The sequence below is a fragment of the Actinocorallia sp. B10E7 genome (genome assembly GCF_039871655.1).
Taxonomy (GTDB): domain Bacteria; phylum Actinomycetota; class Actinomycetes; order Streptosporangiales; family Streptosporangiaceae; genus Actinocorallia.
The window spans coordinates 118,600-145,313 of sequence record NZ_JBDPLZ010000013.1; the positions used below are offsets into that span (position 1 = coordinate 118,600).

A 26,714-nucleotide genomic window follows, 5' to 3' on the forward strand; every position below is an offset into this window, starting at 1 on the left:
CCGTTGGCACTGATCGCACTGGCCGCCGACAAGGGCGCGCCCGGAGTCACCACCGCGGCGGTGGCGCTCGGCGCCGTCTGGCCCCGTCCCGTCCTGGTCGCCGAATGCGACCCGGCCGGCGGGGACCTCGTCTACCGGCTGCCCGGCGAGCACGGCATGCTCGACCCGGCCAAGGGCATGCTCTCGCTGGCCACCGAGGCCAGGCGGGGCCTGCGCCCCGAGCAGATCGCCCCGCACACCCAGCGCCTGGTCGGCGGCCTCGACGTGCTGGTCGGGCTGACCAACGCCGAGCAGTCCAAGGGCCTGGACTGGCTGTGGAGCCCGCTGGGCCGCTCGTTCGCGATCCTGCCGGGCGTGGACGTGCTGGCCGACTGCGGCAGGCTCGGGCCCGGCGCGGGGCTGCTGGAGCTGCTGCGCGAGGCCGACCTGGTCGTCCTGGTCACCCACGCCACCCTGGAGCACGTCGCCCACCTGCGCGAGCGCATCTCCCAGCTGTCGGCCGACCTGCCCCAGCAGCGCGCCCAGCTGGGCGTGATCGTCGTCGCGGACCCGCGCGGCTACCGCAGCTCGCTGACCGAGGTCGAGCGGGTGCTGGCCCAGTCGAAGCTGCCCGCCCAGGTGCTCGGCGGGCTGGCCTACGACCCCAAGGGCGCGCAGATGCTGCGCGGCGAGTGGGGAGGCAGACTCGACAAGTCCCTGCTCATCCGCTCCGCGCGCGAGCTGGCCGGGAACCTGATGCAGCGGCCCGCGCTGGAGCGCGTGGCGCAGTCCGCCCAGAACCGTCCGGCGGTGACGTCCGAGCCGTACCGGGGGCACACCACAGGCCCCCAGCAGGCCTTCCAGCGCCCGGGCGGGCAGCCCGGCTCCCACCAGTCCGGATCGCACCGGATCCTGGGAGACGGAAGGGGCCGCTAGATGGATCACGTCCTGGTCAAACGGCTCCGGCAGGAGGTCGGCGACCGGCTGGCCCACCAGCGCAGGCTGGACGCCGCTTCGGGCCTGCCGCCCATGTCCCCCGAGGACGAACGGCAGTTCGCCCGCGCCCTCATCTCCCAGGTGCTGGAGGAGCACGCCCGCTCGGAGATCGGCTACGGGCGCCGCCCGCCGACCCCCGACGAGGAGGAGGAGTACGCGGCGGGCATCCACGCCGCGCTGTTCGGCGTCGGCCGGCTCCAGCCGCTCCTGGAGGACCAGGAGATAGAGAACATCGACATCAACGGCTGCGACCGGGTGTTCCTGTCCTACTCCGACGGCCGCGAGGTGATGGGCGAGCCGGTCGCCGACTCCGACGAGGAGCTCGTCGAGCTCATCCAGATCCTCGCCGCCTACTCCGGCCTGTCGTCGCGCCCGTTCGACACCGCCAACCCGCAGCTGGACCTGCGGCTGCCCGACGGGTCCCGGCTCTCGGCGGTCATGGACGTCACCCAGCGGCCCGCGCTGTCCATCCGGCGCGCCCGCCTGGGCAAGGTGTTCCTGGACGACCTGATCGGCACCGGCACCCTCTCGCCGGAGCTGGCGGTGTTCTTCCGCGCCGCGGTCGGCGCCCGCAAGAACATCATGATCTCCGGGGCGACCAACGCGGGGAAGACGACGCTGCTGCGCGCCGTCGCCAACGAGATCCCGCCGCACGAGCGGCTCATCACGGTCGAGCGCGCGCTGGAGCTCGGCCTGGAGCAGTTCCCCGAGCTCCACCCCAACGTCGTGGCGTTCGAGCAGCGGCTGCCCAACTCCGAGGGGCACGGCGAGATCTCGATGGCCGAACTGGTGCGCCGCTCGCTGCGCATGAACCCGTCCCGGGTGATCGTCGGCGAGGTCCTGGGCGACGAGATCGTCACCATGCTGAACGCGATGACCCAGGGCAACGACGGTTCGCTGTCGACGATCCACGCCAACTCCTCGATGGAGGTCTTCAACCGCATCGCGACGTATGCGATCCAGTCGGAGGAGCGGCTGCCGATCGAGGCGACCCACATGCTCATCGCGGGCGCCATCGACTTCGTCGTCTTCATCGACAAGCGCAACGACTACCACCGGGGCGGCAGGCTGCGCCGGTTCGTCTCCAGCGTCCGCGAGGTGACCGGCTGCGACGGCCGGGTGCTCTCCTCCGAGATCTTCGCGCCGGGCCCCGACGGCGCCGCCAGGGTCCACGCGCCCATCGCCTGCGCCGAGGAGCTCGCCGAGTTCGGCTACGACCAGCGGACGGCGGTGGTGTGGCGGTGACGCTCGACCTGGACGTCCTCCTCGCCCTCTTCACCGGAGGGACGGCGGCGGCCGGCCTCCTCCTGCTGGTGCTGGCGCTGCGCGGCCTGCCCGCCCGCCCCGGCAGGCGCGCCCCGCGCTCCCGCGAGGAGCTGATCAAGGCGATCACCACCCGGACGGGCATCGCGATCATCGTCGGGGTGGTGGCGCTGATCGTCACCCGGTGGGTGGTCGTCGCGGGCGGCATGGCGCTGCTGGTGCTGGGCTGGGAGAGCGTGGCGGGCGGCGCGGCCGAGGAGCGCCGCGCCATGGCGAGGCTGGAGGGCCTGGCCTCCTGGGCGGAGTCGCTGCGCGACACCATCGCCGGGGCGGTCGGCCTGGAGCAGGCCATCCCCGCCTCGGTCAGGGCCGCCGCGCCCGCGCTGCAACCGCCGCTGCGCGCGCTGGTCGACCGGATGCACACCCGGGTCCCGCTGCCCGAGGCGCTGCGCCGGTTCGCCGACGACCTCGACGACTCCTCCGCCGACCTCATCGTCGCGGCGCTGATCCTCAACGCCCGGCTGCGCGGGCCGGGCCTGCGCGAGATGCTCGGCGCGCTGGCGACCTCGGCCCGCACCGAACTGGAGATGCGCCGCCGGGTGGCGGCCTACCGCGCGTCCACCCGGCGCAGCGTCCAGATCGTCGTGACGTTCTCGGTCGGGTTCGCGCTCGTGCTGACCGTCCTCAACCCCGGGTATGTGGCGCCCTACAGCACGTTCGTCGGCCAGATCGTGCTCGCGGCGGTGGTCGCCCTGTACGCGCTCGGCTTCTTCTGGCTGCGCCGTCTGGCCAGGTTCCAGCTGCCGCAGAGGCTGCTGGGAGACAACGATCCGGCCGCGGCCGCCGAGACGGCCCAGCCGTTGCGCGGCAGGGCCGCGATGGACGCGGGGGTGGGCCGGTGACCGGGGCGATGCTCGCCGGGGCGGTCGTCGGGCTGGGGCTGTTCGTCCTGCTCCGAGCGCTCTTCCCGGCCCGCAGGGGACTGCGGTCCAGGTTGTCGGAGTACGACGAGGTCGCCAGGCGCGCCCAGCCCGGCAAGGCCGGGACGCGTCCTGTGCTGTCGGCCAAGCCGGACCGGCAGGCCGAGACGGAGGACAAGCCGGAGCGGCGCAGGGACAGGGTCCAGACGGAGCTGGGCCGGGAACTGGCGAAGTTCTGCGAGGACCGGGGCTGGGAGTTGCGCAGCACCCGCGCCGACCTGGCGATCCTGGGCCGCGACTACGAGACGTACCTGGCGAGCAAGGTGCTGGCGCCGCTCGCGGCGTTCGCCTTCACCCCGGTGTTCGTGGTGCTGGTGATGTTCGCCGGCGGGATCTCGCTGAGCATCCCGCTGTGGGCGGGCCTGGCCTTCGCCGGGGTGGCGTTCTTCTTCCCCGACCTCCAGCTGAGGCAGGCCGCCGCCGAGGCCCGCGACGATTTCCGGCACGTGGTCGGCGCGTTCCTCGACCTGGTGGCGATGAACCTGGCCGGGGGGCGGGGGGTGCCCGAGGCGCTGATGACCGCCTCCCAGGTCGGCTCCGGCTGGCCGATGCTGCGCATCCGCGAGGCGCTGGCCAACGCGCGGATCGCCGGCATGACGCCCTGGCAGGCCCTGGGCGTGCTGGGGGAGGAGATCGACGTCGCGGAGCTGGCCGACCTGGCCGCCGCGCTGGCCCTGGTCGCCGACGACGGGGCCAAGGTGAGGCAGTCCCTCTCGGCGCGGGCCGGCTCGATGCGCAGCCGGGAGATCTCCACCATCGAGGGCAGGGCCGGACAGAACTCCCAGACCATGCTCATCGCCCAGCTGTCCTTCTGCCTGGGCTTTCTCGTCTTCCTGATCTACCCGTCGGCCGTGCAGGTCATCAGTTTCTAGGAGGTCCCATGAACCCGCTTCAGCACCCCGCCGTCGCCTATCTCAGGACGATGCTCGCGGTCCGGATGGACCGCCTGCGCGAGGAGGAGGAGGAGCGCTCCGCCGGAGCGTCCGCCATCGAGTGGGCCATCATCACCGGCCTGATCGCGGCGATCACCCTGGCCATCGCGGTGACCATCCGCAACGCCATCGAGGGCGCCGCCAACAACATCCAGACCCAGTAGTCCGATGGCAGTCCCCGCCAGGAAGGACCGGGGCGCCACGGCCATGGAGTGGGCGCTGCTCACGCCGGTGATCCTGCTCGTCATCCTGCTGTGCATCCAGTTCGTGATGGTGTACCACGCCAACCACATCGCGCTGGCCGCGGCGCAGTCGGGTTCCCGTGCCGCACGCGAGGCCGGGCCGGGAGGCGGATGGGAGGGCGTCGGCGACGACGCGGCCCGCAACACCGTGGCGCAGCTCGGCCCCGGAGCGCTTCTGCTGACGAACGTCACACCTTACGGAGACGGCGTCTACGACCGCGGTTTCGAGGTGACGGGCACGGCCAAGGCGGTCATCCCCTGGATGACCTTCACGGTGACCAAGCGCGCCGTCGGCCCGGTGGAGTGCTTCCGTCCGGACGTCGGCGAGGCCAAGGTCTGCGAGGAGGACGCCGGATGAGCCGCAGACGCGATGACCGCGGCGGCATGACGCTGGAACTGGTGCTGCTCACTCCCGTGCTGGTCCTGCTGTTCCTCTTCCTGGCGCTGGTCGGGCGGCTGGTGAACGTGCAGAGCCAGCTCGACGGCGCCGCGCGGGACGGCGCGCGGGCCGCCTCCGTCGCCCGCGACGAGGGCGACGCCCAGGCGTTCGCCGTCGAAGCCGTCGACCAGTCCCTGGGCGACGCGAACTTCTGCCTCGGCGACGCCGCCCAGACCGAGGTCGACCTCGGCGGCTGGGGCCCCGGCGGCCAGGTCACCGTGACGGTCACCTGCCAGACCGACCTCACCGGTCTGGACCTGGTGCCGTTCGCGGGAAACCCCGAGAAGACCGGGACGGCCTCCGCCCCGATCGACACCTACCGGCGCATGGACTGCGGCGGAGAACCCTGCGAGGTCCCCGAATGACGGGAGAGGCGAGGACGAAGGCGCCGCGGGACGCGGATCCTCGTGGGGGGCGCCGCGAGGACCGCGGCACGTTCAGCATGTTCACCGTGCTGTTCGCGCCGATGGTGCTGCTGTTCGCCGGGCTGCTGTTCGACGGCGGGCTGGCCATCCACGCCCGGCAGCGCGCCCTGGACATCGCCGAGCAGGCGGCCCGCGCCGGTGCCGACGAGATCGACGTCGAGGTGCTGCGCGACACCGGCGAGCCGGTCCTGGAAGGGGACGCGTGCGGCCGCGCGCTGGAGTTCGTCGCGGCCTTCGACGCCAACGGCTACGCCGGCGGATGCGCCTTGACCGGCGTGGACGAGGTCACCGTCCAGGTGAACAAGCAGGTGGACACGATTTTCCTTGGCCTCATCGGCGTGAACGCGTTTACCATCGAGATCGAGGCCTCGGCACATCCGGAAGACGGGGCGTGACTGACTGATGCGTAGGCAGCCCGTGGCTGTGAGGGAACGCCGGAGCGCGGCGGAGGTGACGGCGGGACTCCTGTCCCTGCTGGCGCTGCTCGCGCTCGTGATCGGCGTGCCGTTGGCCCTGGTGCGCTTCACCGGTTCGCCGATCCCCTCGCGGATGCCCGACGCCTCGGTGTTCACCGATCCGCTCGACGTCGAGACCGTCCTCTACGTCATCACGCTCGGCGTCTGGCTGGCCTGGCTGCAGCTTCTCCTGTGCCTGGTGGTCGAGCTCCACGCGGGGGTGCGCGGTGTCGGGGTCCCGGCGCGGGTGCCGCTGGCCGGGACGACCCAGGCGGTCGTGCACAAGCTGGTGGTGGCGGTGCTGCTGCTGTTCACCGCGACGACGGCCATCATGCCCGCGTTCACCCAGCTCCAGCCCCAGACCCAGCCGTACCGGATGACGCAGGTCTCCGCGCATGAGGAGCTCGCGCAGCAGGACCGGCAGCCGTCGGGCCATCTGGAGCGGCAGAAGGTCACCTCGGCCCCGGAGGAGCGGGACGGCACCACCGCCAAGATCTACACCGTCCAGCCGCCGCACGGCCGCCACCACGAAAGCCTCTGGGAGATCGCCGAGAAGTGCCTGGGCGACGGGCGGCGCTATCACGAGATCTTCGAGCTCAACAAGAGCCACGTCCAGCCGGACGGCTCGCGCCTGCAGAAGGCGAGCCTGATCCGTCCCGGCTGGGTGATGGAGATGCCCTCGGACGCCCGCCACACCCAGATCATCCCCAAGTCCCAGCTGCAGGACTACTTCCGAGAGGGCCACGCCGACCCGCAGAAGCCCGAGCCGAAGCCCGCGCCCGGGCCGGAGCGGCAGGAGAAGAAGGACGAGAAGAAGCCCGCCGAGGCCGCTCCGCCCTCGGCGAAGGAGGAGACGAAGACCGACACGCGGGCGCCCCGTCCGGAGACGCCCGGCCAGGTGCACGCAGACCAGCGGCCCCAGCAGTCGCCCGCGCCGACCCCCGTCCTGGAGGTCCAGCCGCAGGCGCGGTCGTTCCCCTGGCCGGAGGCGCTGGCCGGGACGTCGCTGCTGGCGGCGGGGGTGCTCACCAGCCTGGGCATGCGCCGCAGGGCCCAGCTGGCACGGCGCCGGGCCGGGCACATGATCGCGCGCCCGGAGGACGAGAGCGCGCTGGCCGAGCAGGCGCTGCGGATCGGCGCGGACACCGAGGGCGTGCGGGTGCTGAACCTGGGCCTGCGCCAGCTCTCCCAGGGGCTGGCCGCCCAGAAGCGCACCCCGCCGACCGTCTACGGCGTGCACCTGGGCACGAGCACCCTCGACCTGTGGATAGCCCCCGCCGACGAGAACCCGCCGAGCCCGTGGGAGGCGCACGACGGCGGCCAGGTGTGGCGGCTGCACTCCTCCGCGCTCGACTCGCTGGAGGCCTCGGACTTCGCCGAGGTGCTCGCCCCCTACCCGGGCCTGATCTCGCTGGGCGTCAACGAGAGCGGCAGGGTGCTGGCCGACCTGGAGGCGGCGCACGGGCTGATCGCCGTGGACGGCCCGCCCGAGCAGCGCAAGGCCGCGCTCGCCGCGATGGTGGTGGAGCTGGCCACCAACAGCTGGTCGGACCACATGCGGCTGACCCTGGTCGGCTTCGGCGACGAGCTCCGGCAGATCGCCCCCGACCGCATCCGCTGCGTGCCCTCGCTGGCCGAGGCGCTGCCCGAGCTGGAGGCGCGGACGGCCGAGGTGCGCCGGGCGCTGCAGGCGGCGGGCGCCGACTCGGTGCTCACCGGACGGTGCCGCGGGGTGTTCGGCGAAGCGTGGATGCCGCACTACCTGGTGATGGCCGACCAGCCGTCGAAGGCCGACGCGGCCCGGCTGGTCGCGCTGGCCAGGACGGGGCAGCGGCTGTCGGCCGGCTACCTGGTCGCCGGGCATGTCGAGGACGCCACCTGGCACTGGACGATCGACACCGAGGGTGTGCTGGACGCCGGGGTCCTGGGGTTCCAGGTGCGGGCGCAGCGTGTCTCGGAGTCGGAGTACCGCGCGGTCGCCGGCCTGTTCCGCACCGCCGCGCGCCAGGAAGGGGTCCCGCTGCCCGCGGTGCGTCCGGAGCAGCCCGTCGGCGCCGCCGGGGACCGTCCGGCCGCCGAGATCAAGGTGCTGGGCCGGATCTCCGTGGACGCCTCCGGCACGGTCGACCCGGCCCGCCGCGACCTCTGCGCCGAGGTGCTGGTGTATCTGGCGACGCATCCCGGCGGGGTGCATCCGACGGTGCTGAGCGGCGCGGTGTGGCCGCGGGGCGTCACCGCGGGCGTGCGTGACAGCACCATCGCGATGGCCTCGGACTGGCTGGGCCGCGACTCGCGGGGCCGACCGAACCTGTACCAGGACGAGCGGGGCAGGCTCCGGCTCGGCTCCGAGGTCCGGGTGGACCTCCAGCACTTCCGGTTCCTGCTGTGGCGTTCGGCGGCGGAGTCCGCCTCGGAGGCGGCGTACCTGTCGCACGCGCTCGAACTCGTCCGCGGTCCGTTGCTGGCGGGCCGTCCGAAGGGCCGCTACTCCTGGCTGGCCACCGACGAGCTGGAGTACGAGACCGTCGCCCGGGTGGTGGACGCCGCCCACCGGCTGTCGGAGCTGCGCCTGGCCGAACGGGATCCGGGGGGCGCGGCGCGGGCGGCGCGGGCCGGGCTGCGGCTGGCCTCCGACGACGAGCTGCTGTGGCGCGACCTCCTGCGCGCCACCGAGGAGACCGGCGACCGGACGGCGGTCCACGCCGTCCTCGACGAGCTGCGCGGCAAGGCCGACTTCGACCTGCTCCAGCCGGAGACCGAGGCCCTCATCGAAGAGCTGGCTCCCCGCGTCCACGCCCGCGGCGCGTGATCCCGGTCCTCACGGGCCTCACGGGGAAAGCGGCCGGGCTCAGGAGTCGGACTTGCCGATGCCTATGCCGAACTCCCGGTAGATCCGTTCCCAGAAGCCGTCGCGCAGCCAGGTGCGGGCCTCCTGGTAGGGGCGCAGCGAGCGGCCGAGCACCTTCTCGGCGTCGATGAGGAGTTCCTTGTCGATGACCGGGGGGAGGATCGGCCCCGGCAGCAGGTCGCGGATGTTGTCGCGGCCGCGCTCGAACACCCACTTCTGCGCCACGTGCTCGCCGACCTCCAGCATCTGGTTGCGGTCGGGCCCGAGCTTGCTCTCGGCGGGCACCTTGACGGCGGGCCGGGCCTGGACCTGCGGCGCGACCTTCCCCGCGAAGACCTGGGCGGGGGAGGGGACCGGCGGCTTGGGGCCGTTGATCGCGGCGGGCGCGGGGGCGGCGGGCACGGCGATCATCCCGGCCTTGACGAAATAGGGGCGCAGGAAGTCGGCGGGCAGCACCTCGACCGTGTCGGACTCCCAGACCAGCCATTCGGCCTGGTTGGATCCGTGGGTGGGCTCGACGCCCCACAGGTGCACCCGCACCCCGTAGCGCTGGGCCGCCTCGACGGCGGGCAGCATGTCCTCGTCGCCGGCGAGCAGCACCGCGTCGGTGATCGCGCGGTGCCGGGCCAGCGCCTCCAGGTCGGCGCGCAGCTGGGCGTCCACGCCCTTCTGCTGGCCCTGGGCGTTGAGGTTGCCCAGGCGCAGCTTCACCAGGGGCAGATTGGCGATGACCCGCTGTTCGACGGTCGGCTGCTTGCGGGGCGCGGCGTCGAACCAGTACAGACGGAGGAGTTCGCCATTGATCTTCGCGTCGGCGTGTGCGGTCAGCGCTTTGATCAGCTTTTCCGCGAATACCCGATATTCCCGCCTGGAACTGGCTTCCAGGAGCAGTGCTCCCGAGGCAGCGTAAAGATAGCCCGCGTCGACGAAAACGGCATAACGGGCAGGTTGCGGTAGGAACTCCGAGGCAGCCATTAGTACACCACCCTATGTGTACCGAGGCTTTCCCCGCCGCTACTTGCACCCCGCGTTTCCGTCGATCACGCAGCGTCAGCCCGGCAGGGCGCTCGCCCGCCACGCCCCGGGACCGGGGTGGAGCGGACGACGCGCCAGGCGGGAGCGGTCGGCCCAGGCCGACGGGCGGCGCGCCGGAGGGGCGGCGGCCCCGCCCGCGGCACGGGCGGAGACGACCGCGATCAGCGCGGCGATCTCCTCGGGAGTCGCATCACCCTTGACGACCTGAAGGAACGGCCGCTCACTCATCTTCAACCTCCGGCGAAGTGCCACCGAACCGATCGGACTACAGCGGGATATTGCCGTGCTTCTTCGGCGGAAGGGTCTTGCGCTTGTCCTTGAGGGCGCGCAGAGCCTTGATCACCTGAATGCGGGTCTCGGACGGCTTGATGACCGCGTCGACATATCCGCGCTCGGCGGCGATGTACGGGTTGGCGAGCGTGTCCTCGTATTCGGTGATCAATTCCGCGCGCCGGACATCGGGGTCCTCGGCCGCGGCCAGCTCGCGCCGGTAGAGGATGTTGACCGCGCCCTGCGCGCCCATGACCGCGATCTGCGCGGTCGGCCACGCCAGGTTGACGTCGGCGCCCAGGTGCTTGGAGCCCATGACGTCGTACGCGCCGCCGTAGGCCTTGCGGGTGATGACCGTGACCAGCGGGACGGTCGCCTCGGCGTAGGCGTACAGCAGCTTGGCGCCGCGCCGGATGATGCCGTCCCACTCCTGGTCGGTGCCGGGCAGGAAGCCCGGGACGTCCACGAAGGTCAGGACCGGCACGTTGAAGGCGTCGCAGGTCCGGATGAACCGGGCGGCCTTCTCCGAGGCGTCGATGTCCAGGCAGCCGGCGAACTGCATCGGCTGGTTGGCCACCACGCCGACGCTGCGGCCGTCCACCCGGCCGAAGCCGACGACGATGTTCGGCGCGAACAGCGGCTGGACCTCCAGGAAGTCGCCCTCGTCCAGCACAGCCTCGATGACCTTGTGCATGTCGTAGGGCTGGTTGGCCGAGTCCGGGATCAGCGTGTCCAGCTCGGCGACCGGGTCCAGGTCGTCGGCCGGCTCGAACTCCGGCGCCTCGGACATGTTGTTCGAGGGCAGGTAGGACAGCAGCGCCTTGACGTAGTCGATCGCGTCCGTCTCGTCCGGGGCCAGGTAGTGGGCCACGCCGGACTTGCTGTTGTGCGTGTGGGCGCCGCCCAGTTCCTCGAACGTCACCTCTTCGCCGGTGACGGTCTTGATGACGTCCGGGCCGGTGATGAACATGTGCGAGGTCTTGTCGACCATGACGATGAAGTCGGTCAGCGCGGGGGAGTACACGTGCCCGCCCGCGTTCGCGCCCATGATCAGGGAGATCTGCGGGATGACGCCGCTGGCGTGCACGTTCCGCTTGAAGATCTCGGCGTAGAGGCCCAGGGCCACCACGCCCTCCTGGATCCGGGCGCCGCCGCCCTCGTTGATGCCGATGATCGGGCAGCCGGTCTTCAGCGCCATGTCGAGCATCTTGACGATCTTCTCGCCGTAGACCTCGCCCAGGGAGCCGCCGAAGGCCATGACGTCCTGGGAGAACACGCAGACCTGGCGGCCGTCGACCGTGCCGTAGCCGATCACGACGCCGTCGCTGTAAGGCCGCTTCTTCTCCAGCCCGAACATGGTCGAGCGGTGCCGCGCGAACTCGTCGAACTCAACGAAGGAGCCCTCGTCGAGCAGCGCGTCGACCCGCTCGCGGGCGGTCATCTTGCCCTTGGCATGCTGCTTCTCCACGGCCGCCGCCGAGCCCGCGTGCACGGCTTCGTACCTGCGCCGCTCAAGGTCGGCGATTTTTCCCGCCGTGGTGTGGATGTCGATCTTTTCGACCGGGGGTTCAACCGCTTCCATCGCCATGGGCGCAAGAGTAACGGGACGCTTTCTCCACCTTTCGCACCGGGGGGCGGGTTAGTGGTATAGACCAATTATTTCGTAGGTAGGATGCCCACGTGACCAAGAGCCTTGCCACTCAAATCCGCCTTGACCTGCCCGAAGAGCTGCGCGCGGATGTGCGGCTGCTGGGCTCCCTGCTGGGCCGGGCACTCGTGGAGTACGGCGGTCAGGGGCTGCTGGACGACGTCGAGAACCTCCGCCGCTCGGTGATCGCCGCCCGCAAGGGGGAGCTGTCCGGAGACCGGGTCGCCGAACTGGTGGCCGGCTGGTCGCTGGAACGCGCCGAGCTGGTCGCCCGGGCCTTCTCCGTCTACTTCCACCTGACCAACCTCGCCGAGGAGCACCACCGCATCCGCACCCTGAGCCAGCGGGACGTGGCGGGCGGCGAGCCGCAGCGGGCCTCCTTCGCCGCCGCGGCGGCGAAGCTGGACGATCCGGCCGGGGCCGTCGCCGGGCTGGAGTTCCGGCCGGTCTTCACCGCCCACCCCACCGAGGCGCGGCGCCGGGCGGTGGTCACCTCCATCAGCCGCGTCAGCGACCTGCTGCACGCCTACAACGACTCCGCCGCCCACAGCGAGCGCGCCGACCTGCGCCGCAGGATGCGCGAGGAGATCGACCTGCTGTGGCGCACCGCCCAGCGCAGGCAGCAGCAGATGGACCCGCTGGACGAGGTGCGGGTGGCGCTCGCGGCCTTCGACGAGACCATCTTCCGGGTGGTCCCGCGGATCTACCGGTCGCTGGACACCGTGCTCAAGGGCGACGAGGAGTACGACGGCGGCGCCGCCCGGCCCCCGCTGGCCCCCGCCTACCTGCGCTTCGGCAGCTGGATCGGCGGCGACCGCGACGGAAACCCTTACGTGACGGCCCAGGTCACCCGCCAGGCGTTCAAGATCCAGTCGCAGCACGTGCTCATCGCGCTGGAGAACGCCGCGACCCGGATCGGGCGGCGGCTGACCGCCCACCAGGACACCACGCCGCCGTCCCCCGCGCTGCGGGGCGCGCTCGGCGCGGCCCGCACCGCCCATCCCGAACTGCTCGACGAGATCGCCGCGCGTTCGCCCGGGGAGCCGCACCGCCAGTACCTGCTGTACGCCGCCGAACGCGTCAGGGCGACCCGGGTGCGCAACGCCGACCTCGGCTACGGCGGGCCCGAGGAACTGCTGGACGACCTGGTCCTGCTGCAGGACTCGCTGGCCGCGGCCGGAGCCGTCCGGCAGGCCTACGGCGAGCTGCAGCACCTGGTCTGGCAGGTGGAGACCTTCGGCTTCCACCTGGCCGAGCTGGAGATCCGCCAGCACTCCGCCGTCCACGAGAAGGCGCTGGCCGAGGTGCGGGCGGGCGGCGCGCTCTCGCCGCAGACCGAAGAGGTCCTCGACACGATGCGGGTGGTCGCCTGGGCGCAGAAGCGCTTCGGCGAGCAGGCCTGCAGCCGCTACATCGTCTCCTTCTCCCGTTCCGCCGGCGACATCGCCGCCGTCTACGAGCTGGCGGCCTCCCTGGACGCGGAGGCGCCGACCCTGGACGTCGTCCCGCTGTTCGAGACGGGCGAGGACCTGGAGCGCGCCGTCTCGGTGCTGGAGGAGGCGATCGAGCTGCCGCCGGTGCGGCGGCGGCTGGCCCAGACGGGACGGCGCCTGGAGGTCATGCTCGGCTACTCCGACTCGGCCAAGATCCTCGGCCCGGCCAGCGCGACCCTGCTGCTGTACGACACCCAGGAGGCGCTGGCCTCCTGGGCCGAGGCCAACGACATCACGCTGACGCTCTTCCACGGGCGCGGCGGCTCGCTGGGCCGCGGCGGCGGCCCCGCGGGCCGGGCGATCCTGGCCCAGGCCCCCGGCTCGGTGGCGGGCCGGTTCAAGGTGACCGAGCAGGGCGAGGTGATCTTCGCCAGGTACGGGCATCCCGAGATCGCGCGACGGCACGTCGAGCAGGTGACCCACGCGGTCCTGCTGGCCTCCACCCCGCAGGTCGAGCGGACGGCGCGGGACGCCGCCGCGCGGTTCCGCCCGCTGGCCGACCGGTTGAGCGAGGCGGCGCACCGGGCGTTCCGCGGCCTGGTGGAGGCCGAGGGCTTCGCCGAGTGGTTCTCCCGGGTCTCCCCGCTGGCCGAGATCGGCGAGCTGCGCATCGGCTCCCGCCCGTCCCGCCGCACGGGCGCCAGCACCCTGGACGACCTGCGCGCCATCCCGTGGGTGTTCGCCTGGACCCAGACCAGGGTCAACCTGCCGGCCTGGTTCGGGCTCGGCTCCGGCCTGGCCGCGGTGGCGGGCGACCCGGACCTGCCCGAGGCGTACGCGTCCTGGCCGTTGTTCGCCGCGATGATCGACAACGCCGAGATGTCCTTGGCCAAGACCGACCGGGACATCGCCGAGCGCTACCTGGCCCTGGGCGACCGCCCCGATCTGAGCGCCGTCGTCATGGCCGAGTACGACCGGACGCTGGAGCTGGTGCTGTCGGTCACCGGGCACACCCGCCTGCTGGAGAACCGCCGTGTGCTCTCCCGCGCGGTGGAGCTGCGCAACCCCTACGTGGACGCGCTCAGCCACCTCCAGCTGCGGGCGCTCCAGGCGCTGCGGGCGGGGGACGTCCCGCAGGACGAGCTGGCCCAGCTGGAGAACCTCCTGCTGCTGTCGGTGAACGGCGTGGCGGCCGGCCTGCAGAACACCGGCTGAGCGCACGCCGCGGCGGGTGAGGTTGGATGGGTTCATGGGTGCCTACTCCGATCTCGACCGGCCGCCGCTGAACGAGCGGTCGCTGAACCGCGCGCTGGTGCGTGAGGGCTCGTTCTGGCGGGACATCCGGGTGCTGCAGGAGACCGGCTCGACCAACGCCGACCTGGCCGAGCACGCCAGGTCGGCGGCGGCGACGACCGGGCGCGGCGCCGCGGAGGGGACCGTCCTGGTGGCCGAGGCGCAGACGGCGGGCCGGGGGCGGCTGGGCCGCGCCTGGAACGCCCCGCCGCGCTCGGGCCTGATGTTCTCGGTGCTGCTGCGGCCGGGCGCCGGGGTGTCCCCGACGCGGCTGGGCTGGCTGCCGCTGCTGACCGGGGTGGCGGTGGCCGCCGCGATCAGGTCGGTGACCGCGCGGGCGGGCGAGGGCGACTTCGGCGACGAGCCCGGCAGGTCCACGGTGGAGGCGGGTCTGAAGTGGCCGAACGACTTGATGGTGGGGGAGCGGAAGCTGGCCGGGATCCTGGCCGAGCGCGTCGACGACGCCGTCGTCGTCGGGGTGGGGCTGAACGTCTCGCTGCACGAGCACGAGCTGCCCGTCCCGACGGCGACCTCGCTGCTGCTGGAGGACGCCTCGGTCAGCGACCGCGAGATCGTCTTGAGGGCGGTGCTGCGGGAGCTGGCGCTGCGGTACACCGAGTGGAAGGCCGCGGACGGCGATCCGGACGGCAGCGGGCTGCGTTCGGCGTACCGGGAGCACTCCCTCACCCTGGGCAGGGAGATCAGGATCGAGCTCCCCGGCGGGAACGTCGAGACGGGTACGGCCGTTGACGTGGACGTCGAGGGCAGGCTGGTGGTCCGGACGGACGCCGTGGAGCAGGCGTTCAGCGCCGGTGACGTAGTACATGTCCGGAATGCGAGACAAGCGGGACAGTAGTGACAACCATCACATAACCTTTGTCGCGCGGCCGCGACGATCAGCCGCGGAATCGGGGAGTCGAAGGATGTCCGGGCGGGTGCAAGGGTCCCAGGAGCTGGAAGAGCTCCTGCTGGGCGGTGAGCTGCGCTACACCAGGGTGGACGCCGCGGAGCTGACCGGGGTCTCCAAGGAGTTCTCCGCGAGGCTGTGGCGCTCGTTCGGCTTCGCCAGCCCGGCGGACGACGTCCCCGCCTTCTCCGACGGCGACCTGGAGGCGCTGCGACGGATCAAGGCGCTGCTCGACCGGGGCGGGACGTCGGAGGAGATCGTCCTGCGCCAGGCCAGGGCCCTGGGCCAGACCATGGCGCGACTCGCCGAGTGGCAGACCGGCATCATGCTCAGCGGCGACGGCGAGGGCGGCCGGCTGAGCGAGGGCTACCTGGCCGAGATGGAGCCGCTGGTGGTGCACGCCTGGCGGCGGCAGCTGGCGGCCTCGGCCGCGCGGGCGCTGGCCGAGGCCTCGGACGGCGACCTGCCGGGCCGCGGCCCGGTGGCGGTGGGCTTCGCGGACATGGTGTCCTTCACCGCGATGAGCCGGGAGCTCAGCGAGCTGGAGCTGGGCCGGGTGGTCGAGCGGTTCGAGGAGACCGCCGCCGACATCGTGGCCGCGCACGGCGCGAGGCTGGTGAAGACCCTCGGGGACGAGGTTCTCTACGCCGCCGCCGACGCCAGGGTCGGGGTGGAGATCGGGATGGCGATCTCCGAGGCGGTCCGGGAGGAGACCGAGGTCCCCGACGTGCGGGTGGGCATGGCCTACGGGCCGGTCCTCCCGCTGATGGGGGACATCTTCGGCACGACGGTGAACATGGCCTCGCGGCTGACCTCGATCGCCCGTCCGGGTACCCTGGTGGCCGATCCCGCCCTCGCCGCCGAGCTGGAGGGCGATCCCGCCTACGAACTCGTCCGGATCGTGCGTAGACCGGTGCGCGGCCTGGGCATCATCCAGCCGTACGTGGTGCGGCGCTCCTCACAGCAATGAAACAATCTTGGACATACGGGGTAAATCAATAGTTCACCTTCAAGGGGGACCATTAACCATCATGAGTGTCAATCCAGGACAGATTCCTCGCGACGATTCCCTGCCCGAAGATCGGTTCCTGGATCGTGAGGAGAGCTGGCTCCAGTTCAACCAGCGGGTCCTGGAACTGGCCGAGGACCAGACCCTCCCGCTGCTGGAGAGGGTGCGCTTCCTGGCCATCTTCGCCACCAACCTGGACGAGTTCTTCATGGTCCGGGTCGCCGGGCTCCTCCGCCGGATGGCCACCGGCCTGGCCGTCCGCTCCGCCAGCGGCCGCCAGCCCCGCGAGGTGCTCGAACGCACCGCCGTCGTCGCGCACGAGCTGATGCTCCGCCACGCCGCGTGCTTCCGCGACGACGTCCTGCCCGCCCTGGCCAAGCAGGACATCGAGCTCCTGCGCTGGGAGGAGCTGGCCGAGACCGAGCGCGAGCACCTGCGCCGCCTCTTCCGCGAGCGGATCTACCCGGTGCTCACCCCCCTCGTCGTGGACTCCGCCCACCCGTTCCCCTACATCTCCGGCCTGTCGCTGAACCTGGCGATCGTCGTCCGCGACCCCGACACCGAGGCCCGCCTGTTCGCCCGGGTCAAGGTCCCCGAGGTCCTGCCGCGGTTCATGGAGGCCTCGCCCAACCGCTTCACGCCGCTCGAAGACGTCATCGCCGCCCACCTCACCCAGCTGTTCAACGGGATGGAGATCCTGGAGCACCACGCCTTCCGGGTCACCCGCAACCAGGACCTGGAGGTCGACGAGGACATCACCGAGGACCTGCTGCAGGCCCTGGAGAAGGAGCTGCTGCGCCGCCGCTTCGGCCCGGTGGTCCGCCTGGAGGTCGAGGAGTCGATCTCCCCCGAGGTGCTCGACCTGCTCACCGAGGAACTCGGCGTGGAGGAACGCCAGATCTACCGCGTCCCCGGCCCGCTGAACCTGGGCGGCCTGCACCAGATCGCCGACCTGGACCGCAGCGAGCTGAAGTACCCGCCGTTCGTGCCCTCCAAGACGGCGCTGCCCAGCGAGCTCAGCGTCTTCGCCGCGCTGCGCGAGCGCGACGTCGTCGTCCACCACCCCTACGACTCCTTCGCCACCAGCGTGCAGCGCATGGTCGAGGAGGCCGCCGCCGACCCCAGGGTGCTGGCGATCAAGCAGACCCTCTACCGGACCAGCGGCGACTCCCCGATCGTGGACGCGCTCATCGACGCCGCGGACGCCGGCAAGCAGGTCGTGGTGGTCGTCGAGATCAAGGCGCGGTTCGACGAGAGCGCCAACATCGAGTGGGCGCGCAAGCTGGAGCAGGCCGGCTGCCACGTGGTGTACGGCTTCGTCGGCCTGAAGACCCACTGCAAGCTGCTGCTGGTCGTCCGGCGGGAGCCCGACGGCAGCCTGCGGCGCTACTGCCACATCGGCACCGGCAACTACCATCCCAAGACCGCCCGGCTGTACGAGGACTTCGGCCTGCTGACCGCCGACCGCGAGATCGCCGAGGACGTCACCGAGCTGTTCAACCACCTGACCGGCTACTCCCGCCAGGTCAGCTACCGGCAGCTGCTGGTGGCCCCCAACACCCTGCGCAGCGGCCTCGTCCTGCGCATCGAGCGGGAGATCGGGCACCACCGCGCAGGCCGCCCGGCGCACATCCGCTTCAAGTGCAACAGCCTGGTGGACGAGGTCGTCATCGACGCCCTCTACCGCGCCTCCCAGGCGGGCGTCCCGGTGGACGTCTGGGTGCGCGGCATCTGCGCGCTGCGGCCGGGCGTCCCCGGCCTGTCGGAGAACATCCGGGTGCGCAGCGTCCTGGGCCGCTTCCTGGAGCACTCCCGGATCTTCGCCTACGAGTGCGGCGGCAACCCCGAGGTGTGGTTCGGCAGCGCCGACCTCATGCACCGCAACCTCGACCGGCGCATCGAGGCGCTGGTGCGGGTCAACGACGTGGGCCACCGCGACGAGCTGCTCCGGCTGCTCGACAAGGGCGTGTCCGCCGACACCTCGTCCTGGTGGCTGGACGGCGACGGGGTCTGGACCCGCCACCACGGCGACGCCGACGCCCCCGCGCTGGACATCCAGACCCATCTGATGCGCTCGCGACGCTGGAGAACCGTGGATGGCGGCTGACCCCCCGATCCGTGCCGCCGGCGCCGTGCTGGGCCGGTGGAACGGCATGGTCCGCGAGGTGGCGCTGGTCCACCGCCCCAGGTACGACGACTGGAGCCTCCCCAAGGGCAAGCCGGATCCGGGAGAACACCCGCTGCGCACCGCGGTGCGCGAGGTGACCGAGGAGACCGGGGTGGTCCCGCGGCTGGGCCCCCGGCTCCCGACCGTCTCCTACCTGACGGCCAAGGGGCCCAAACGGGTCGACTACTGGGCCGCCGAGATCGCCGAGGAGGGCCGGTTCCGTCCGGACGACGAGGTGGACGAGCTGGTGTGGGCGCCGGTCCCCGAGGCGCTCGGCACGCTCAGCTACCCCCACGACGTCGAGGTCCTGCGCGCCTACACGGCGCTGCCCGAACGCACCCGGCCGGTGATCGTCCTGCGGCACGCCTCGGCGGGGGAGAAGCGCTACTGGCAGGACCGGGACCTCGTCCGGCCGCTGGACGACAGGGGACGCTGGGAGGCCGCCGAGCTGTCCCGCCTGCTGCGCGCCTACGCGCCCCGCCGGCTGGTCAGCTCGGCCACCGCCCGGTGCGTCGAGAGCCTGCTGGACTACGCGTCCGCGATGGGCGTGCCGTTCGTCGCCGAGCAGGACTTCACCCTGAACTCCACCACTCCCGAGCGCGCCGCCGCCCGGTTCCGCGAGCTGCTCGGCTCCCGCGACGGGACCGACGGGAACAGCGGGCTCGACGGACTGGTCGTGTGCACGCACGGTGAACTGATCCCCGCCCTCGCCCGGGCCGCCTGCCCCGGCGAGCGGCTCCCCGAGGACCCGTCGCTGCGCAAGGCGTCCTTCTGGGTCTTCCACCGGGAACCGGGCCCGGACGGCGCCGCGGTCTCGGTGGAACGCCACGCCGTCCGGGAACGCCCGGGAGGTTAGCCCAGCCGCGGGACGGCCCTGGCGCGGGCCTCCTCCCAGGCCGCCTCGATCTCGTCCCGGGCGCGCTCGGCCTCGCAGTGCTCCAGCCCGTACAGGGCGCCGAGCCCGAACGCCTCCTTCGCCGAGGCGGGCTTCACGGCCCTGAGCTGCTCCTGGGCGATCACGCCGTCCTGGAACCTGCCCAGCACCTCCTGCAGGCCCTTGGCGGCCTTGGAGACGGTCCTGGCGTCCTTGCCGAGCACCTCGGAGGCGGCGTCGGCGTTGTAGCGCACCCGCTTGGCCGCCTTGCGCGTCTCGTGGCGGGCCGTGTCGGCGGCCCGCAGGCCCTCGGCCGCCTCGGCCTCGGCGATCGCGGCGTGGGCCCGGTCGAGCCGCTTCCAGCTCCGCCGGACGAGCCTGCGCAGCTCCTTCCCGGCGTCCCGGCGCGCGCGCTCGGTGAACGGCGGAGCGGCCAGCAGTCCGTCCAGGGCGTCGAGCAGGGCGAAGTACCGCTCGCCGGAGAGCTCCCGGCGGACCGTCGCGTATCCCTTCCGCTCCCGCTTCTTGATCCGGCGGAGCCAGGCGGGGTTCGCCTGGCCGAGCTCGGGCAGCGCGGCCAGGCGTCCGCTGAAGCGCTCGTGCAGCACCTCGGCGTCCCTGACCTCGCCCAGCACCCCGGCCAGCCAGCGCAGTTCGGGCTGCAGCGGGTCGGTGACCCCGCGGTCCAGCAGGGGGCGGCCGCCGGCCAGGACGCTGCGCAGCCGCCGCACCGCCACCCGCATCCTGTGGACGGCGTCGAACTCCTCCAGCCGGACCTTCGGGTCGAAGGCCAGCAGCTCGTCCACCTGCGCGGCGATGTGCCGCATCAGCGCGTCCCCGGCGCGGGAGCCGCCGAAGGAGGGCGGCGAGGAGACCCGTGAGGCGAGCAGCCGGCCCAGTTTCGAGGAGCCGGCGGCGCGCTCCGCCCCGGCCTCGCGCAGCCGGGCGCCGACCTTCTTCAGGAGCCCGGGGTCGCCGGAGACCAGCTCGACCTCGATCTCGCGCCAGGAAGAGCCGTCCGGGGCCCCGGCGATCGTTCCGGTGACCAGGTCGTCGGCGAGTTCGGCCAGCACCTCGCCGGAGGGGGAGCGCAGCTCCCGCACGGTCCGGACGGTGCGGAGCGTGGCGACCGGCCGTACCTCCCGTCCCCGGACGTGGGCGTGCAGGAGCCCGGCCAGCTCGGGGGGAAGGGCGTCGGAGAGGGGGGCCCGATACTCGCGCTTGGAGTCGGGCCCCGCGGGGATCTTCAGATGCCACCCCGCGTCCGTGCCTCCGGTGCGGCGGCGCAGGGTGAGTTTGCGGAAGGCGAGCCTGAGGTCCTCGGTGTCGTGGTAGACCGCCTCCAGTTCGTGGGTGACGGGCCCGCCGACCATCGCCAGGTCGCTCAGGTCCGGCAGAACGAATCCGGCGTCCGCGTCGAACTTGAGCTCGACCTCCAAGTGCTCGGTCATGCCTGGCGACCCCTTCCCTCGTCCTCGATCAGGACATCCAGGGTGTCACGCGGAGATAACGGATGAGAACCCGCTCAACTGGGGTCGGTGAAACGCTGGATGTAGAGCGGCTCTCCCAGCTTCTCCAGGAGCTCCAGTTCCGTCTCCAGGTAGTCCACGTGCTCCTCCTCGTCCTCGAGGATGTGCTCGAAGATGCGGGCGGAGGTGACGTCGCCCTTGCGGCGCATGATCTCGATGCCGTGCCGCAGCCGGACGATCGCCTCCAGCTCGACGGTCAGGTCGGCCTCGAGCTGCTCCTTGACCGTCTGCCCGATGCGCAGCGGGTTGAGCTTCTGGTAGTTCGGCAGAGCCTCCAGGAAGAGCAGCCGGTCGGTGAGGGTCTCGGCGTGCTTCATCTCGTCGAAGGACTCACGGCGGGTGTGCTCGGCCAGCTTCACCAGGCCCCAGTTCTCCTGCATCTTGGCGTGCAGGAAGTACTGGTTGATGGCCGTCAGTTCAGCGGTGAGCTGCTCGTTCAGCAGCGCGAGGATTTCCTTGTCGCCTTCCATGGATCCATCCAAGCACGCGCCCGCGTCAGCACGACAAGCCCGGCGGCGTGTCGCCACCAGGCTCTTCGGCCGCTCCCTGCGGCCGTGCCGCGAAGGGAAAGGGGGTCAGGCCGCGGGCTGCTTCACCACCTTGCGGGCGCGGTGCTGCTGCTTCGGCCGGGCGTGGAGGGGCTCGTCCGTGATGGAGTCCATCGGCTCCGAGGCGGTCCGCCACTCGCTCACCATGGTGCGGATCCGCCTGGTGCAGGTGCCGCAGGCCGGCTTCATGCCGCAGCTCTCCTTCACTTCGCGCGTGTTCCGCGCCCCCGACGCGAGGCACTCGTGCACGGCGTCCTCGGTGACGGCGTTACAGATGCACACGTACATCGCGAATCCTTAGGGGCGGTGATTAGGTTAGGCACCCCTAAGTTACATGAGCCTTGCCTTGCCTGACCAGACCTCTTCTCGCGCCGGCGCGGGAGGTGGAGGCGGAGAAGTCGCAAAAGTCCTGCGGTCAAGGCGTTCCGGGCCTTGAGCGGTCCGGGGTGACCTGGATCACCCCATGTATCGAGATCTCCTGCGGATCCTGTCCGCGGCGGAGGCGACCGGTGACCCCGCACTCACCTGGCGGCTCCTCAGCACCCAGGTGGAGAGCAGCGCGAGGTTGACCGAGAAGAACAGCAGGATCAGCCCGTGCCGGTCGAGCCAGTGCCCCTCCACGGGCGAGTGGAGCACCGGCAGCCCGAACAGCTGGGTGAAGAGCCAGGAGAAGATCGTCCCGATCCCGTAGGCCAGTGTGTACCACCAGACGGGACTCCCGTTCTCGGCCAGGAGTCCGACGGCTCCGGCCCAGGCGAGCACGGAGGAAAAGATCATGATGACGCCGAGGTAGCTCTCCAGTTCGAACCCGCGGGGCAGCCCGAGGGACTGGGTCAACAGGACGCCGCCGAACAGGACGACCCCGGTCGCCCGCGCCACCTCGGGATGGGGTCGCATCGGCGTCCTGGACATAGGGGATTTCCTCCATAACAGTGTGATCAGTCGTATTTGAGTTTGTACTATGAGTGGCAAATCGCAGGTCAAGCCTCTGTGCTTGGCCAGGAAACGTTCATGAATGGTCCTACGATCGGTGCATGACCTCAGTACTGCTCGCCGAGGACGACACGTCCATCTCCGAGCCCCTCGCGCGCGCCCTGCGACGGGAGGGCTACAACGTCGAAGTGAGTCCCGACGGGCCACAGGCCCTGGAAAGGGCCCTCGGAGGCGGCGTCGATCTCATAGTGCTGGACCTCGGGCTGCCCGAGCTGGACGGGTTGGAGGTGGCACGCCGGGTCCGCTCCGAAGGACACGGGGTCCCCATCCTGATCCTCACGGCCCGGGCCGACGAGGTCGACACGGTGGTCGGCCTGGACGCCGGGGCCGACGACTACGTGACCAAGCCCTTCCGCCTGGCCGAACTGCTGGCACGGGTCCGGGCGCTGCTCCGCAGGGGCAGCACCGAGACGCCGATAGTGCAGGGGGTCAGGATCGACGCCGAGTCGCGCAGGGCGTGGATGGGAGAGAACGAACTGCAGCTCACCACCAAGGAGTTCGACCTCCTGCGGGTGCTGGTGCGCGACGCGGGCAAGGTGGTCACCCGTGAGCAGATCATGCGCGAGGTGTGGGACACCAACTGGTGGGGTTCGACCAAGACCCTCGACATGCACATCTCCTGGCTGCGCCGCAAGCTCGGGGACGACGCCGCCAGCCCCAGGTACATCACCACCGTGAGGGGCGTCGGCTTCAGGTTCGAACGCGGAGACTGAGACGAGCCCGGCCGCCTCCGTCGGCCATGGGGGATGAATGAGACGCCGACTCGTACTGTCCACCCTGGGGGTGGCGGTCACGGCGATCCTCCTGCTCGGCATCCCGCTGGCCTACGTGGTCAGCAAACTCATCTACGACGATGCCAAGCAGGGCCTGGACACCGCGGCCGCCAGCCTGGTCAAGGAAGTGGAGGTACCGCTGGGGCAGGGCCGCAGACCCGACCCGGCGCAGATCTCCGGCGCTTATCCGAATCTCTACGTCGAGATCAAACTGCCCGACAACACGGTGGAGACGGCGGGCCGGCCGCTCAGCGGGCCGGTCATGTCGGCGACCAGCAGCCGGGGCAACGTCACGGTCACCGTCCACCGGCAGTACTCCGAGGTCAGGGACGACGTGCTGCGGCAACTGCTGCTGATCGCCAGCCTGGTCCTGCTGGGCGTGGCGATCGCCACCGGGATGGCGATCCTGCTGGCCCGCAGGCTGACCCTGCCGCTGGTCGACCTCGCCGAGACCGCCGCGGGGCTGGGCACGGGCAACGCCCGGCCCCGGCGCCGCCGCTACGGGATCCCCGAGGTCGACACCGTGGCGGAGGTCCTGGACAGCAGCGCGGTCCGGATCGCCGACCTGCTGGCGGCCAGCCGGGAGTTCGCCTCGGACGCCAGCCACCAGCTGCGCACCCCGCTCACCGCGCTGACCATGCGCCTGGAGGAGATGATCGAGGCCGCCGAATACCCCGACGTGGTGCGCGAGGAGGGGCAGGCGGCGCTGGCCCAGGCCGAACGGCTGGTCGCGGTGGTGGAGCAGCTGCTGGCCAGGGCGCGGCACGACCGCACCGGCCAGGCGGTGCCGACCTCGATCGACCTGGTGATCGAACAGCAGGTCGAGGAATGGCGGCCGATCTTCGCCAAGGACGGCAGGCAGATCAAGATCGAGGGCGAGCCCGGCCTGGTGGCGGTGGTGACGCCCAGCTGCCTGTCGCAGATCCTCGCCACCCTGCTGGACAACTCCCTGATGCACGGAGAGGGCACGATCACCATCCACACCCTGATGACCCGGCAGAACGTGATCGTCGAGGTGGGGGACGAGGGGCCGGGAGTGCCGCCGGAGCTGGCCAGGAAGATCTTCGAACGGAACGTCAGCGGAGGCGGGGGCACGGGGCTCGGCCTCTACCTGGCCCGCTCGCTGGCGGCGGTGGACGGCGGCAGGCTGGAGCTGGTGCAGCCCAAGCCCGCGCTGTTCGCCTACCTCATGCGGCGCAAGGAGGACGCCCTGCTGGCCTCCGAACGGGTCGTCAGCGGCCCTGCCTGATCCCGCCGGAGGCGGAGGCCCCGGCCTGCGGACGGCGGCGCTGCCGCGCGGGCATCACCGGGGCGGGCACGGCCGGCTGCACGGGCTGAGCCGCCGTCGCCTGCGGAGACACGACCTGGATGACCGGGGCCGGCGGCAGGAACACCCACTTTCGGTAGGCCCAGAACCGGAAGACCGTGGCGGCCCCGGTGCCGACGATCATCGCCAGGTTGGTGCCGATCGCCGAGGTCTGGTCCAGGACGTAGTAGCCGAACCAGATGAAGACCTGGCTGATCACCAGGCCGACTCCGTTGAGGGCGAAGAACAGCGTGTACTCCCGCCGCAGGCCACTGCGCTCGCGATGCCGGAACGTCCAGTATCGGTTGGCGAAGTAAGCGAACGTGGTGGCGATCACGGTGGCGATGGTGTACGAGGTCATCGGCCCGACACCCATGCCGACCTTGAACAGGTTGAACGCCGCGAAGGTGATCACGAACGCGATGGCGCCCACGCTGCCGAACTTGGCCAGCTCACGGGCGATGCGACGCACCCGCGTGCGGAGGTTCACGAGGAGGCTCACAGCAGAACGACCAGCCCTTCGATCACGGAGTACCCGCACACAAGGCGTGTGACGAGAACAGAACGCCGCCCCGGCTCACGAACATTCCCGTCACGGCAGTGCGCCTGTTCCGCTGGGGGGGTGCCACCCGGGGCGGGCACCCCGGGTCCAGGCTCCGGGAGATTCGAGGGAAACGAGATCCGTCTTACGAAGTCTCCCGCAATCTCTCTCCCTTGGCCTTCGCCTGACGATACAAGTCTTGCTGGAACTCCAGCATCTTGGTCTGGAGTTCGGGGTTCTCCGCGGCGAGGATGCGCACCGCCAGCAGGCCCGCGTTGCGCGCCGCCCCCACCGCGACCGTGGCGACCGGCACGCCGGCCGGCATCTGGACGATCGACAGGAGGGAGTCCATCCCGTCCAGGTACTTCAACGGGACCGGGACCCCGATCACCGGGAGGGGGGTGACGCTCGCCAGCATTCCGGGCAGGTGGGCCGCGCCCCCGGCCCCCGCGATGATCACCTTGAGCCCGCGTCCGGCCGCCCCCGAGCCGTATTCGATCATGTCGTGCGGCATCCGGTGCGCCGAGACCACGTCGGCCTCGTACTCCACCCCGAATTCCGCGAGGGCCTCGGCCGCGGCCTTCATCACCGGCCAGTCCGAATCGCTGCCCATGACCACGCCGACCTGCGGAGCCATCACTTCTCCCTTTCCTCGGGGTAGACCGAACCCGGGTCGCGCAGGTAGTCGACGGCGTGCGCCGCGCGTGCCCGCATGCGCGGAAGGTCGTCTCCCGTCACGTTCACATGACCGATCTTGCGGCCGGGCCGTACGCCCTTGCCGTAGAAGTGGATCTTCGCCCCGGGGTCGTGCGCCATCACGTGCTCGTAGCGGGGGTAGAGGTCCGGGTCCTCGCCGCCGAGCAGGTTGCCCATGACCGTCCAGGGGGCGCTGGTGGAGGTGTCGCCCAGCGGCAGGTCCAGGACGGCCCGGAGGTGCTGCTCGAACTGGGAGGTGCGGCTGCCGTCCATCGTCCAGTGGCCGGAGTTGTGCGGCCGCATGGCCAGCTCGTTGACGACCACGCCGCCGTCGGTCTCGAACAGCTCGACCGCCAGCAGCCCGACCACGCCGAGCTCCTCGGCCAGCCGCAGAGCCAGCTCCTGGGCGCGCGCGGCGGTCCGGGGATCCAGCCCCTCGGCGGGGGCGACCACCTCGACGCAGATGCCGTCCCGCTGGACGGTCTCCACCACCGGGTAGGCGGCGCCCTGGCCGTGCGGGGAGCGGGCGACCAGCGCCGCCAGCTCGCGCCGGAAGGACACGCGCTCCTCGGCCATCAGCCGGGTCCCCGAGGGCAGCACCTCGGCGAGCACCGAGGCGGCCTCGTCGGCGGAGCCCACGACCCACACGCCCTTGCCGTCGTAGCCGCCGCGTGTGGCCTTCAGCACCACCGGCCATCCGTGATTTTCGGCGAAGGCCGTGACATCGTCTTTGCCGTGTACCGGGGCGAACGCGGGACAGGGGGCGCCGAGCGCGGACAGCCGCTCGCGCATCACCAGCTTGTCCTGGGCGTGCAGCAGGGCGGCGGACCCGGGACGGCAGACCACCCCGGCCTCCTCCAGCGCCCGGATGTGCTCGCCCGGAACGTGCTCGTGGTCCCAGGTGACCACGTCGCAGCCCTCGGCGAAGGCGAGCAGGTCTTCCAGGGACTCGTGCGAGCCCAACCGGACGTCGGCGCACACCAGCGCGGCGGACTCGTCGGGGGCGCCGGCCAGTACCCGCAGCCGCACGCCCAGCGCGATCGCCGCCTGCTGGGTCATCCGGGCGAGCTGACCGCCACCCACCATTCCGACAACCGGCATCTGACCAGGACTTCTCACACCGAGCAGCTTAG

General features: G+C 71.5%; 26 protein-coding genes. 16 read left to right on the plus strand and 10 right to left on the minus strand.

Features of this window, described 5'->3' with window-relative positions; all coding sequences use genetic code 11:
- Positions 1-3 precede the first annotated feature (3 nt).
- The 9 genes from ABGB12_RS31505 (at position 4) to ABGB12_RS31545 (ending at position 8,520) form a co-directional block, all read left to right on the plus strand.
- Positions 4-915, plus strand: a complete 912-nt coding sequence (locus ABGB12_RS31505; protein ID WP_347683572.1) for a hypothetical protein — start codon at positions 4-6, stop codon at positions 913-915.
- Entirely contained in the window at positions 916-2,220 is a 1,305-nt protein-coding gene (locus ABGB12_RS31510; RefSeq protein ID WP_347683574.1) for an ATPase, T2SS/T4P/T4SS family, read from the plus strand.
- Positions 2,217-3,140: a type II secretion system F family protein gene (locus ABGB12_RS31515; RefSeq protein ID WP_347683576.1), complete on the plus strand. Its 924-nt coding sequence runs from the start codon at positions 2,217-2,219 to the stop codon at positions 3,138-3,140. The genes ABGB12_RS31510 and ABGB12_RS31515 overlap by 4 nt, the downstream gene beginning before the upstream one ends.
- A complete protein-coding gene (locus ABGB12_RS31520) occupies positions 3,137-4,090 on the plus strand; it encodes a type II secretion system F family protein (protein ID WP_347683578.1) in 954 nt (317 codons plus the stop codon). Before ABGB12_RS31515 ends, ABGB12_RS31520 begins: the two co-directional genes overlap by 4 nt.
- 8 nt (positions 4,091-4,098) lie before the next feature.
- On the plus strand, positions 4,099-4,314 hold the full coding sequence (locus tag ABGB12_RS31525; RefSeq protein ID WP_347683580.1) for a hypothetical protein: 216 nt from the start codon (positions 4,099-4,101) through the stop codon (positions 4,312-4,314).
- A 4-nt stretch (positions 4,315-4,318) separates the two neighbouring features.
- Positions 4,319-4,750, plus strand: coding sequence for a TadE family protein (locus ABGB12_RS31530; RefSeq protein WP_347683582.1), 432 nt, complete (start codon positions 4,319-4,321; stop codon positions 4,748-4,750).
- Positions 4,747-5,196: a TadE/TadG family type IV pilus assembly protein gene (locus ABGB12_RS31535; protein ID WP_347683584.1), complete on the plus strand. Its 450-nt coding sequence runs from the start codon at positions 4,747-4,749 to the stop codon at positions 5,194-5,196. Before ABGB12_RS31530 ends, ABGB12_RS31535 begins: the two co-directional genes overlap by 4 nt.
- Before the next feature lie 77 nt (positions 5,197-5,273).
- Positions 5,274-5,651, plus strand: coding sequence for a Tad domain-containing protein (locus ABGB12_RS31540; protein ID WP_347683586.1), 378 nt, complete (start codon positions 5,274-5,276; stop codon positions 5,649-5,651).
- Between the two features lie 28 nt (positions 5,652-5,679).
- Entirely contained in the window at positions 5,680-8,520 is a 2,841-nt protein-coding gene (locus ABGB12_RS31545; RefSeq protein ID WP_347683588.1) for a hypothetical protein, read from the plus strand.
- Positions 8,521-8,559: 39 nt separating this feature from the next.
- Here ABGB12_RS31545 and ABGB12_RS31550 read toward each other — a convergent pair whose 3' ends face one another.
- The 3 genes from ABGB12_RS31550 to ABGB12_RS31560 all read right to left on the minus strand — a co-directional run bounded on the left by ABGB12_RS31550 (position 8,560) and on the right by ABGB12_RS31560 (position 11,452).
- The gene (locus ABGB12_RS31550) at positions 8,560-9,534 is read right to left on the minus strand and encodes an NYN domain-containing protein (RefSeq protein ID WP_347683590.1); all 975 of its coding nucleotides are present in this window, start codon (positions 9,532-9,534) and stop codon (positions 8,560-8,562) included.
- A gap of 75 nt (positions 9,535-9,609) precedes the next feature.
- Positions 9,610-9,822 (minus strand): acyl-CoA carboxylase subunit epsilon, encoded by a 213-nt coding sequence (locus ABGB12_RS31555; RefSeq protein WP_347683592.1) that lies wholly within the window; start codon positions 9,820-9,822, stop codon positions 9,610-9,612.
- A 37-nt stretch (positions 9,823-9,859) separates the two neighbouring features.
- Positions 9,860-11,452: an acyl-CoA carboxylase subunit beta gene (locus ABGB12_RS31560; protein WP_347683594.1), complete on the minus strand. Its 1,593-nt coding sequence runs from the start codon at positions 11,450-11,452 to the stop codon at positions 9,860-9,862.
- A gap of 92 nt (positions 11,453-11,544) precedes the next feature.
- Between ABGB12_RS31560 and ABGB12_RS31565 the strand changes: the two genes are divergently transcribed.
- The 5 genes from ABGB12_RS31565 to ABGB12_RS31585 all read left to right on the plus strand — a co-directional run bounded on the left by ABGB12_RS31565 (position 11,545) and on the right by ABGB12_RS31585 (position 19,177).
- A complete protein-coding gene (locus ABGB12_RS31565; protein ID WP_347683596.1) occupies positions 11,545-14,160 on the plus strand; it encodes a phosphoenolpyruvate carboxylase in 2,616 nt (871 codons plus the stop codon).
- 34 nt (positions 14,161-14,194) lie between these two features.
- On the plus strand, positions 14,195-15,094 hold the full coding sequence (locus tag ABGB12_RS31570; RefSeq protein WP_347683598.1) for a biotin--[acetyl-CoA-carboxylase] ligase: 900 nt from the start codon (positions 14,195-14,197) through the stop codon (positions 15,092-15,094).
- A 67-nt stretch (positions 15,095-15,161) separates the two neighbouring features.
- Positions 15,162-16,115, plus strand: a complete 954-nt coding sequence (locus ABGB12_RS31575; RefSeq protein WP_347683599.1) for an adenylate/guanylate cyclase domain-containing protein — start codon at positions 15,162-15,164, stop codon at positions 16,113-16,115.
- 61 nt (positions 16,116-16,176) lie between these two features.
- The gene (locus tag ABGB12_RS31580) at positions 16,177-18,261 is read left to right on the plus strand and encodes an RNA degradosome polyphosphate kinase (RefSeq protein ID WP_347683601.1); all 2,085 of its coding nucleotides are present in this window, start codon (positions 16,177-16,179) and stop codon (positions 18,259-18,261) included.
- A complete protein-coding gene (locus tag ABGB12_RS31585) occupies positions 18,251-19,177 on the plus strand; it encodes an NUDIX domain-containing protein (RefSeq protein WP_347683602.1) in 927 nt (308 codons plus the stop codon). Before ABGB12_RS31580 ends, ABGB12_RS31585 begins: the two co-directional genes overlap by 11 nt.
- On the opposite strand, the gene ABGB12_RS31590 is transcribed toward ABGB12_RS31585, so the two are convergent.
- The 4 genes from ABGB12_RS31590 to ABGB12_RS31605 all read right to left on the minus strand — a co-directional run bounded on the left by ABGB12_RS31590 (position 19,174) and on the right by ABGB12_RS31605 (position 22,184).
- Entirely contained in the window at positions 19,174-20,646 is a 1,473-nt protein-coding gene (locus tag ABGB12_RS31590) for a CYTH and CHAD domain-containing protein (RefSeq protein ID WP_347683604.1), read from the minus strand. The genes ABGB12_RS31585 and ABGB12_RS31590 overlap by 4 nt on opposite strands.
- 74 nt (positions 20,647-20,720) lie before the next feature.
- Entirely contained in the window at positions 20,721-21,194 is a 474-nt protein-coding gene (bfr, locus tag ABGB12_RS31595) for a bacterioferritin (protein ID WP_347683606.1), read from the minus strand.
- A 105-nt stretch (positions 21,195-21,299) separates the two neighbouring features.
- On the minus strand, positions 21,300-21,560 hold the full coding sequence (locus tag ABGB12_RS31600; RefSeq protein WP_347683608.1) for a (2Fe-2S)-binding protein: 261 nt from the start codon (positions 21,558-21,560) through the stop codon (positions 21,300-21,302).
- Positions 21,561-21,728: 168 nt separating this feature from the next.
- A complete protein-coding gene (locus ABGB12_RS31605; RefSeq protein WP_347683610.1) occupies positions 21,729-22,184 on the minus strand; it encodes a hypothetical protein in 456 nt (151 codons plus the stop codon).
- 122 nt (positions 22,185-22,306) lie between these two features.
- Between ABGB12_RS31605 and ABGB12_RS31610 the strand changes: the two genes are divergently transcribed.
- Both ABGB12_RS31610 and ABGB12_RS31615 read left to right on the plus strand, forming a co-directional pair.
- Positions 22,307-22,978: a response regulator transcription factor gene (locus ABGB12_RS31610; RefSeq protein ID WP_106403512.1), complete on the plus strand. Its 672-nt coding sequence runs from the start codon at positions 22,307-22,309 to the stop codon at positions 22,976-22,978.
- A 37-nt stretch (positions 22,979-23,015) separates the two neighbouring features.
- The gene (locus ABGB12_RS31615) at positions 23,016-24,287 is read left to right on the plus strand and encodes an ATP-binding protein (protein WP_347683613.1); all 1,272 of its coding nucleotides are present in this window, start codon (positions 23,016-23,018) and stop codon (positions 24,285-24,287) included.
- Here ABGB12_RS31615 and ABGB12_RS31620 read toward each other — a convergent pair.
- The 3 genes from ABGB12_RS31620 to ABGB12_RS31630 form a co-directional block, all read right to left on the minus strand.
- Entirely contained in the window at positions 24,271-24,834 is a 564-nt protein-coding gene (locus ABGB12_RS31620; protein ID WP_347683615.1) for a GtrA family protein, read from the minus strand. The two genes, ABGB12_RS31615 and ABGB12_RS31620, sit on opposite strands and share 17 nt — an antisense overlap.
- Positions 24,835-25,030: 196 nt before the next feature.
- Positions 25,031-25,522 (minus strand): 5-(carboxyamino)imidazole ribonucleotide mutase, encoded by a 492-nt coding sequence (purE, locus tag ABGB12_RS31625; protein ID WP_347683617.1) that lies wholly within the window; start codon positions 25,520-25,522, stop codon positions 25,031-25,033.
- Positions 25,522-26,682 (minus strand): 5-(carboxyamino)imidazole ribonucleotide synthase, encoded by a 1,161-nt coding sequence (locus ABGB12_RS31630; RefSeq protein ID WP_347683619.1) that lies wholly within the window; start codon positions 26,680-26,682, stop codon positions 25,522-25,524. Before ABGB12_RS31630 ends, purE begins: the two co-directional genes overlap by 1 nt.
- Positions 26,683-26,714 lie beyond the last annotated feature (32 nt).